Consider the following 1151-nt stretch of genomic DNA (forward strand, 5'->3'; position numbering starts at 1 on the left):
GTGGTGGATACCGTATCTTGGCGCATTTTGTTCGAGGATATTACGACCGCCTATGAGCAGGCATTGAACGGACAAGCAGCTCGTCTTCCGCACAAAACGGATTCGTTCCGCATCTGGGCGGATGGGCAGTCTCAATATGCGAACAGTCCGGCCATGGCAGCAGAACTCGCATTCTGGAGGGAAATGGAACAAGGCGTATATCAGCCGCTTCCAAAAGACGAGTCCCCTACTCATTCCTTAAATAGGGACAGCGAGAACATTACAGTTACGTGGACAGCTCAGGAAACGGAGCAGCTGTTAAAACAAGCGCATCGTGCCTACAACACGGAGATGAATGATTTGCTGCTTACCGCATTGGGACTGACGATTCATCGCTGGGCGGGCCTGGAACGAGTGCTCGTGAGCCTGGAAGGCCATGGACGGGAATCCATTTTGCCAGAACTGGATATTACGCGCACCGTGGGCTGGTTTACGACCCAATTCCCGGTTGTGCTCGATATGAGCGTGGGGCAAGACCTTTCACAGCGCATCAAACATGTGAAAGAAGGACTACGCCGCATTCCGCAAAAGGGCATTGGCTACGGTATGTTGAGATACCTGTCCGCAGCACGTGAGCAAGAGCATTTTGTAACCGAACCTGAAATCAGCTTTAACTATTTAGGACAATTTGATCAAGATATGCAAAATCAGTCCATTGGCGTATCTCCTTACGCTAGCGGTGCAGAGCTTAGCGCCCATGCAGCTAGAACGCACACGCTGGATATGAACGGACTGATCTCGGAAGGCGAACTGCAATTGACGATCAGCTACAGCAAGCAGGAATATCGTCGTGAAACGATGGAGCAGTTAGCCGAACAGTTCAGAACCAGCTTGCAGGAAATCATTGCGCATTGCATAAGCCACAAACAGCAAGAACTGACGCCAAGCGATGTCATGCTGAAACATGTAACCATGGCCGAGCTGGATCAATTGGTAGAACGGACTCGTGACATGGGGGAACTGGAAAATGTCTATGCGCTGACGCCGATGCAAAAAGGCATGTTGTTCCATAGTCTGATGGATGCAGAGTCAGGTGCTTATTTTGAACAAACGACCTTTGATTTGCATGGACGCTTCCAAGCGGATATTTTCCAAGATAGCTTGAATCATTT

General features: G+C 49.9%; 1 protein-coding gene. It reads left to right on the top strand.

Annotated elements, in window-relative coordinates:
* A partial coding sequence (locus tag G9G54_RS24780) for a condensation domain-containing protein (RefSeq protein WP_238808442.1) occupies positions 1-1151 on the top strand: 1151 nt, incomplete at both ends.

The sequence above is a fragment of the Paenibacillus sp. EKM212P genome, from assembly GCF_011066115.1.
GTDB lineage: Bacteria > Bacillota > Bacilli > Paenibacillales > Paenibacillaceae > Paenibacillus > Paenibacillus polymyxa_B.